We start from the raw sequence: 7,673 nt of genomic DNA, 5'->3' as shown, positions 1-7,673 counted from the left end.
TGCCGGAGCCAACCATGGCGAAGCCTTCAACCCATCATCGATACGGGCATAGAGTGCTGTCGCGAGGGTGTCCACATCTGTCTTCACACGCCGACATTGGACACCCTCGCATCATGCCCGCAGGCCACCCCTTGGACTCATTCATCTAGCCGACAGAGGGCCGCCCCAGTCACTTGCCTAAGCCCGCGCCCCGGCCCGCGCGGCGACCGCGATCAGCACCGCGGTCGAGGCCCGAAGCCACCCGGCCCATGCGGTTCCTGGCCCGCGGCGGGAGCGCGCGCCGGGCCCGGTCGCGGTGTCCCGGCGTGGTGCCGTCGACGCCTCGGCGGCCGAGGGGATGATGCTGCCATCGCGGCGCCCCCCAGCGAGGGCGCCGTTCGACGACACCGCCCGACCAGGAAAGTCTCGCTATGGCCAAGACACTGAGTGATCTCCCGATCGACGGATTCGTCGCGCAGGAGGTCGCCTTCTCACAGTTGTTCGGCCGGCTGTCCGCGAACGCGAAAAACATCATCCGAGAGGTGGTGATCGAGCCAGCGGTGAACGCCGAGCACTTCCCGTCGAACAACCAGTTCTGCCAGATCACCATCCTGGGGCACTCCGACCGGGTCGACACCGCGGGACTCAGCGCGGAGCAGCGTCGCGCGCAAGAGCTCGACGCGAGCGACAAGCGGGCCAGCAACGCTGGCGTCTGGGTCTTCGACCAGATCACCGCCGCACTCACCGCAGCCGGGGTGACCCCTCCGGCGAGTGTGAGGGACGCGCAGCGGTTCGACATCTTCACCAAGCCCTGCGGCGCGGCCGATCTCGTGCACGTGGTGCCAAGCAGCGAGGTGCAGCGTACGCGGAACCGGCGCGTCCACTTCGTGGTCTCCACCTTCGCCCCCTGACCGCCGCGGACCGGCAGACCGTGGTGCCCGCCGCTGATCAGGCGAGCGCCCACCCGTCGGCCCGCGACGCGCCGCCTGGTTTCGGGGCGCGACGACGTCATCGCGCGGCCCGGGATCTCAGGGGCGGCCTGGTGCTCACCGCAGCGAGATGTGCAGGACCTCCGAGACTCGCCGGTATCCGGCGCGGAGGGCCAGCGCGACCAGGCCGCCGCGGTCCAGCACGGCTCGCAGCCGGGCGACGTCGTGCTCGGTGGTGACCGGCTGCTCGTAGGCCTCGCCCTGGGCCTCGGCGACCTCGCGGAGTTGTGCGTCGGTCTCGATGAGCCGCCGGACCTGGTCGCTTGTCGGTTCGGCTCCGTCGTCGGGGATGGCGTAGCTGAAGAAGAGGCCGGCGTCGTGAGCGTTCATGCGGACGGTGAACGGTCCGGTGCGAACGGCGCGGACACCGGCAGCGGCGCGTAGGTAGGCGTTCGCGCGGGATGCGAAGGAGAGCACGGAAGGTCCTTCTCACTGGTCTGAAGGGGAATGCCGTGAGGAGGACCACTTCGGCCGCCGATGACGGACAGGCCGTCCGGAGCGGTAGCGCAGCGACCCGTCAGCGGGGCGCGGGCACAGGCATCGTCCTTCCGTGCTCGAACCGCCGTGGCAGGACGGTAGTTGTCCGCCTCATGGGCCGGCAACCGGTTTTGCTGACCAGGCGTTACGCATGACGGGTGACGCCCGACGGGAAGGGAGCCGCCGGATCGGGGCTCGTCGTCCGGTGCCAGCCCTCCTCCGTGCGGTCGTGACAGGGGCGATCGCCTCGGCCAGCCCGTCGGGCGGTGCTGGTGGTGTCTTCTACAACTGCCGGAGCCGCAGCACACCGGTCAGCATCGGGAGGGTGAACTCGCCGTGCGCGGTCTCCGGTCTGCTCGCCAGGAAGGCGCGGATCCGGCCGAGCCTGGCCTCGCGTTCCTGTTCCGGCATGACCAGCATCCCCGCCCTCGTGGCGAGTGTCGCCACGAGGGAGTCGGCGGTGCGGTGCTGGCCGTGCGGGAACTCGGCCTGCTCCGGGTAGCCGAAACGGGCGGCCACGCCGGTCTTGGGAAGGTGCGCGCCGGCCGTCTCGGCACGCCAGCCGGCGGGCGTGTCACGCGGGCCGATCGCCGCGCTCTCGCTGACTCGTGCCAGCCCGGCGACCCAGCCGATCCGGTCGTCCATGACGTTCCACAGGCCGGCCAGGATGCCGCCGGGTACCAGAACCCTGGCGATCTCGGGGCCCGCGACGGCCATGTCGAACCAGTGCATGGCGTTGCCCGCCACCACAGCGTCGACGGACCCGTCCGGCAGCGGAATCGCCTCGGCGCTACCCGGCAGTGCACGGATGTCCGGCAGCGCCCGGCGCAGCTCGGTCAGCATCGCCGGGTCGGGCTCGACCGCCGTGACGTCGGCGCCCGCCGCGACCAGCGTGGCGGTGAGCTTGCCGGTTCCGGCACCGAGGTCGAGCACCCGCAGGCCAGGTGCGAGCTCGAGCGCCCAGCGCACCGCGGCCCGCGCGTAGTCCGGGCGGTGCTCGGCGTACGCGGTCGCCGCCGCGCCGAACGACGAAGCGTGGCGGAGCCGTTCGTCCTCTTCCACACCCGATCACCCTTTCTCTGCCGCGCCCACCCGTACGACGGCGGCCACCGATCCGCATCGCGAGGCATACCCGGAAACCGTCGCGGCCGCCCACACGTCACCCTCCAGCTTCAGGCGCTCGCCGGCTCTTCCCCTCTCGGCCACGCCGCGCTCAGTGGCGGTTGTCGTAGGCGTGGCGGGCGGCAGCGATGGCCGGTCTGTTCTGGTCGGCCCACGCCGCCAGCGCCTCCAGCGGTTCGCGGATCTCGTCGATCAAGGGGGTGGTGGCGTACTCCACGCGCGGTGGCGCGTCGGGGTGGACGGTGCGGGTGATCAGCCCGTTCCGTTCCAGGTTGCGCAGGCTGAGCGTCAGCATCCGGCGGCTGATGCCCTCGATGGCACGTTCCAGTTCGGTGAACCGGTGCGGACCGTCGCCGAGCACGACCAGCACCTGAGCGCTCCACTTGTCGCCGATCAGGGCGAGTACCTCACGCAGCGGGCAGTCGGGGATCTCCGGCGCGCCCGCCGAGGGTGGTGGTGTGACCTGGTCTGTTATCGCGGTGTTCCGTTGCGACATAAAAGTGCCTCCTTCCGCGGAGGTCCGAGCATGCTGCACGATGACGCCCGTTACAAGTCGTAACGTTCCTGGTGACGGCCGTACGGGCGTGCTCCAGGGAGGTCCGACCATGCAGCACATCAGGAGCGAAGGTGCCGACAGCGCACAGCAACGGATTCAAGATCTGCTACGAGGTGTCCGGGGATGGGCCGGTGCTGGTTCTGCATCCGGGGATGTTCCAAACCGGTGCGAGCTGGAGCGACACCGGGTACACCGCGGCTCTGGCCGCCGACCACACGGTGGTGGCCCTCGATCCGCTCGGCCTCGGCGCCAGCGACGGACCACGTGATTCCGCCGCCTACGCCCTGGAGCGCCGAGTCGAGTACGTCACCGCCGTCCTCGACGACCTCGGCGCTCACCAAGCCACCATCTGGGGCTACTCGATGGGAGCGTTGACCGCCCTCGGCATGGCGCTGCACGCGCCAGGGCGGTGCACCCGGGTCGTCGCCGGCTCCTGGGACCCCGTGGACGGCTTCGCCTCCGCGCTCAAGCACAGCCTGCGGCGACTCGGACTGCCTGCCGACACCGACGCGTTCGACCTGCTGCGCCAGGGTGCCTACGCAGATCCCGCCCAGGCCGCCGTCATCGACGCCGCTGATCCCGCAGCACTGCGCGCCAACTACGAGGCGTTCTCCCGCGACCGGGGTCTGGACGCCGGTCTGGCGTCCACCGGTGTCCCGTTGCTGATGTACTGCGGCACAGCCGACCCCTGGCACGAGCCGATGCGCGGGGTCGCGCTACGCACCGGGGCCACCTTCTTCTCCGTGCCCGATGCCGATCACCGCGCCGGCTGGGTGCGGTCCGCCGACGTCCTGCCCCACGTTCTGCGCTTTCTTGCCGCTGCATCACGGTGATCAGCGCCGCACTCCACCTCGCCGTCGCGGCAGCGCGGCACCGGCGATGGGCACCCTCCTCTTCCTGTGTATATTAGGGTCGGCCCTAGGGAGGTTAGGAAAAGCCTATGCCCCGTGAGAGGATTACTCCGGACGCCCTGGTGTCCGCCGCCGCCGACCTCGCCGATGAGATCGGCTTCGAGAAGCTGACACTCTCGGCGCTCGCGAAGCGCCTCGGCGTCCGCGACGCCAGCCTCTACACGCACATCAGGGGCCTGGCCAACCTACGGGAGCGCGTGGCGCTGCTCGCGCTCACCGAGTGGGCCGACGCACTGGGCGCGGCCGTGGCGGGGCGTGCCCGTTACGACGCCTTGATCGCCTTCGCCGACACCTACCGGGCCCTGGCGACCGGGCATCCGGGCCGCTACGCGGCCACCCGGTACCCGGTGTCGCCCGAGGCCCTCACCGCGTCGACGGGCGTGGCGCGCATCGTCGAGGTCTGCTACGCGCTGCTGCGTGGCTACGACCTCTCAGAACCCGACGCCACCGACGCGGTCCGGTTGCTGCGCAGCACCTTGCACGGCTTCAGCGACCTGGAGGCCACCAACGGCTTCACCGCCGACCGCGGTGTCGACGCCTCATGGCGGCGGGCGGTCGACACGCTCCACCACACCCTGGCCAACTGGTCGAAGATCTAGAACCTCGACAGGAGAGACCCATCCGCACCGGAACGCTCGCCCTCGACGGCACTCCCATCGCCTACCGTGACCGCGGCGATGGCCCCCCGCTGCTGCTCCTGCCCGGCGGCGCCGGGCACGCCGGCGTCCTCGACGGGGTCGCCGCGCACCTGGCCGACCACTACCGCGTCGTCGCCATGTCCAGCCGCCTGGTCTCGGCGCGACCGGGCACCGAGCACGGCGACCAGCACCCGAAGGTCTACGCAGAGGACACCCTCGGCCTGATCGAGGCGCTCTTCGACGAGCCGCCGACCGTGTTCGCCTTCAGCGCCAGCGCCATCACCACCCTCGAACTGCTGGCCCGTCACCCCGACCGCCTCCGCCTCGCGGTCGTCCACGAGCCCCCGGTGCTCGGCCTGCTGCCGGACGCCGAACGCCACCGAAACGGGCTTGAGGCCGTCCGGGCGGCCGCGCGCACCGGGGGGATGGACGAAGCGGCTCGGCTCATGGCCGAGACCATGACGTCCCTGGAACCCGGCGCCGACCTCCCGGAGCTGCGCCATCCCGGCGACTGGCTCGACGGCTACGCCGAGACTCTCCCCGAACCGCCCACCCCGGAACTGCTGGAGCTGTTCTCCGTGCTCAGCGAGCTCCAGCCGCTGTTCCTGGAGCACGTCCTGATCCCGTTCACCACCGGCGAGGTCGACCTGGCCGCTCTCGGGGCGGTGGGCCCACGACTGGTCCCCGTAGCGGGCATCGACTCCCAGGGCCAGCTCCCCTACCGGGCCGCCGCGGCCCTCGCCACCCGGCTCAGGCTCCCGTTGAACGAGTTCCCAGGCGGCCATCTCGGGCCCGTCGAACGCCCTGCGCAGTTCGCCGGCGCGCTCAGGGCGCTCCTCGAAGGGCGCTGACGCAAGGGCCGTCCGGCCGAACGAGCTGAGTGATGGCGGAAGGCCCACCTCGCACGGCGCGGCGCCGGCCTGCGCGGCGGCGCGGCCCCGGTCCTCGCTCCGGGGCCGCGCCTCGTGCTCCTGGAGCCGCGAGGTGTCACCGGGTTCGGGGCACCGCGGCTCCCCTCCCCCGAGGAATCAGGGGATCCCACCATCAGCAGCGAAGGTGACGGGGTGACGGACGGTCGACGTCGTCGATCCGCCAGGCGGCCGTCACGGCCGGCTCATGGTCCGTCACCGAGCCGATCGCCGGGATCCGCGAACTCCTCGGCGTCCCGCGCCTGGACCACGAGCGCTTCCGCCACCGGCCTCGCGCTCTGACGGCGGGCACCTCGCGGCGGAGACGTCACGGCACACGTGAGAATCCCGACCGATCAGCCGGCCCGCCCTCCTCCCCCACGGAACGCGTCGCGGAGATCATCAGGTCGGAGTCCGCAGCGCGAATCCCCGTTCGACCGTTCGCCAGGTCTTCTGCCGCCCGCACCAGGGTTCTCATGGGGGAAACGAGATTCGAGGTGTCCAGCTTCTCGGCACGGCCGCGGTTCCAGGAGACGATCTCGCGGAGCCTTTCCACGTCCCCCAAGGTCTCGAACACCGCCTCCGGGTCGAGCGGATCCAACACCTTCCAGCGATGGCGATCCACCAACTCCTCCAGGACGGGATACGGTCCGGCCGCGACGGGCTTTCCCGCGACCATCGCCTCGGGAACCGGCTGCCCAAACCCCTCCCAGATGGAGGTGAGCACGACCAGGTCGGCGGCGGCATACATGTCACTCCGCCTGGGAGTCGACCCCACGACAAGCCCGGGGGCGACCGCAAAGCTCTCCTCGATTTCCGAGGGAAGGGACTGGTCCCATTTGGCCGAGGTATGCGTGATCCAGTATCTGACCCTGCGCAACTCCCCATAGAACCGCTGAAGGCGCCGACAGAGTTCGACCGCCGCCGGAATGTTCTTCCGTTTGGCAAGCATCGTCGGATGGAGGACGAGCAGATCCTCGTCCGCCACGTTCAGTTCCGCTCTCGTACGCGCTCGATCACCGTCCAGGAGTTCCTGACCGTCCACCGTGTTGTAGACGGTCACCAGGGAACCGCTTTCCAGCAGCTTCGGGTAGCGCTGCGCAAAGTCCCGCATGGTAATCCCGTTGATGGTTACGTGCAGCATTCGCGGATGATGGAGCGGAAGTCCGGACGCGGGATCGTAAGCGCCCCACATTCCGGACACTATCTGCCATCCGGGATCGTGGTGCCTGACAATGGTTGGAACCCCCTCCTGCAGCAGGATCTCCTGCCAGGACAGCGCGGCGTCGGGTGCAGACGGCAGAGTCCCGAGGTTGTCGAGAACAACCAGGTCGGACTGGCGCACCAGTTCCCTGGCTGCCGCCATGTCCAGCGGCGGACAAGGATGTCCTGGCAGATCGGCCCACATTCCCCTGATCAACAGGTCATCAGGCTCCTGACGCACATAGTGACTTGCGACGCGAGTCACCCTGAAGTCAAGTTGGGAGAGGACGCTCACCCAACGCTCGGCCGCAACGCTCACACCGTCCAGTCCACCCAGACGGTGGGACACCAACAACGCCTTTCGCATCCCGCCATCGTGACGACGAGAAGACGACGGCGCAAGGGTGACGGCATGAGACTTACGGAACAGTGAAACTCGCGGACTTGCGTGAAACTCGCGAGGAGACGCGGAGCAACTACCGCATTACCCTACACCGATCACCGAGGTTAAATCGTGGTGTCGTAGGGGCTGACGGCTGGCCGTCGGCCGGGAGTATCACCGGAGGCACGCGGTACCCACAAGGGGGCGGGCTGACCGCCGAACGTCAGCAGTTCTTGATCCCCGGACCGGCGTCAGGGCCCTCCATAGCATGGCCGCACTACACCGTCCTGCCTGCTGACCGGCAAACCCTGACGGCCTAGTGTCTCGTGATCCCGTTCGTATCACTTCGAGTTGTTATTGACGAGTTTCTTCACGTTGGTCCGACGAGTCTGACCTTTGCGAGGACCTCGCCGGCGGTCGCGGTCCAGGTGAACGGTTTCGCGGTCTCGTTCCAGGAGTTGATGTAGTCACGGATCTGCTTGATGAGGACGTGGACGGTGGAGAACGT

General features: G+C 69.4%; 8 protein-coding genes. 4 read left to right on the top strand and 4 right to left on the bottom strand.

The genetic code is table 11. The annotated features are described in order from the left end of the window. Positions 1-410 precede the first annotated feature (410 nt). Positions 411-890, top strand: a complete 480-nt coding sequence (locus E1265_RS30020) for a hypothetical protein (RefSeq protein WP_132934134.1) — start codon at positions 411-413, stop codon at positions 888-890. A 135-nt stretch (positions 891-1,025) separates the two neighbouring features. Here the strand turns inward: E1265_RS30020 and E1265_RS30015 are convergent, their stop codons facing one another. From E1265_RS30015 to E1265_RS30005, 3 genes are all read right to left on the bottom strand, one after another. Next, positions 1,026-1,298, bottom strand: a complete 273-nt coding sequence (locus tag E1265_RS30015) for a hypothetical protein (protein WP_132934133.1) — start codon at positions 1,296-1,298, stop codon at positions 1,026-1,028. Positions 1,299-1,727: 429 nt separating this feature from the next. Next, the gene (locus E1265_RS30010) at positions 1,728-2,507 is read right to left on the bottom strand and encodes a class I SAM-dependent methyltransferase (protein WP_132934132.1); all 780 of its coding nucleotides are present in this window, start codon (positions 2,505-2,507) and stop codon (positions 1,728-1,730) included. Between the two features lie 151 nt (positions 2,508-2,658). Beyond that, positions 2,659-3,063, bottom strand: coding sequence for a helix-turn-helix domain-containing protein (locus E1265_RS30005; RefSeq protein ID WP_132934131.1), 405 nt, complete (start codon positions 3,061-3,063; stop codon positions 2,659-2,661). A gap of 131 nt (positions 3,064-3,194) precedes the next feature. On the opposite strand from E1265_RS30005, the gene E1265_RS30000 reads away from it, so the two are divergent. The 3 genes from E1265_RS30000 (at position 3,195) to E1265_RS29990 (ending at position 5,523) form a co-directional block, all read left to right on the top strand. Continuing rightward, a complete protein-coding gene (locus tag E1265_RS30000; RefSeq protein ID WP_132934130.1) occupies positions 3,195-3,956 on the top strand; it encodes an alpha/beta fold hydrolase in 762 nt (253 codons plus the stop codon). Between the two features lie 107 nt (positions 3,957-4,063). Further along, complete coding sequence (locus E1265_RS29995; RefSeq protein ID WP_132934129.1) at positions 4,064-4,633, top strand: TetR/AcrR family transcriptional regulator; 570 nt, start codon at positions 4,064-4,066, stop codon at positions 4,631-4,633. Next, positions 4,576-5,523 carry an alpha/beta hydrolase gene (locus E1265_RS29990; RefSeq protein ID WP_207931266.1) on the top strand — a complete coding sequence of 316 codons (948 nt, stop codon included), beginning with the start codon at positions 4,576-4,578 and terminating at the stop codon, positions 5,521-5,523. Before E1265_RS29995 ends, E1265_RS29990 begins: the two co-directional genes overlap by 58 nt. 385 nt (positions 5,524-5,908) lie before the next feature. Here the strand turns inward: E1265_RS29990 and E1265_RS29985 are convergent, their stop codons facing one another. Next, positions 5,909-7,150: a glycosyltransferase family 4 protein gene (locus E1265_RS29985; protein ID WP_132934128.1), complete on the bottom strand. Its 1,242-nt coding sequence runs from the start codon at positions 7,148-7,150 to the stop codon at positions 5,909-5,911. Positions 7,151-7,673 lie beyond the last annotated feature (523 nt).

It is taken from the genome of Streptomyces sp. 8K308, assembly GCF_004348315.1.
GTDB lineage: Bacteria > Actinomycetota > Actinomycetes > Streptomycetales > Streptomycetaceae > Streptomyces.
Note: the sequence above shows the minus strand (reverse complement) of the source record. Positions and strands in the feature narration are given on the sequence as shown.

Bases quoted from the DNA above. Each gene is read 5' to 3' on its own strand.
- E1265_RS30020 (WP_132934134.1), top strand. From the start codon at position 411: ATGGCCAAGACACTGAGTGATCTCCCGATCGACGGATTCGTCGCGCAG.
- E1265_RS30015 (WP_132934133.1), bottom strand. From the start codon at position 1,298: ATGAACGCTCACGACGCCGGCCTCTTCTTCAGCTACGCCATCCCCGAC.
- E1265_RS30005 (WP_132934131.1), bottom strand. From the start codon at position 3,063: ATGTCGCAACGGAACACCGCGATAACAGACCAGGTCACACCACCACCC.
- E1265_RS29995 (WP_132934129.1), top strand. From the start codon at position 4,064: ATGCCCCGTGAGAGGATTACTCCGGACGCCCTGGTGTCCGCCGCCGCC.
- E1265_RS29990 (WP_207931266.1), top strand. From the start codon at position 4,576: ATGGCGGCGGGCGGTCGACACGCTCCACCACACCCTGGCCAACTGGTC.
- E1265_RS29985 (WP_132934128.1), bottom strand. From the start codon at position 7,150: ATGCGAAAGGCGTTGTTGGTGTCCCACCGTCTGGGTGGACTGGACGGT.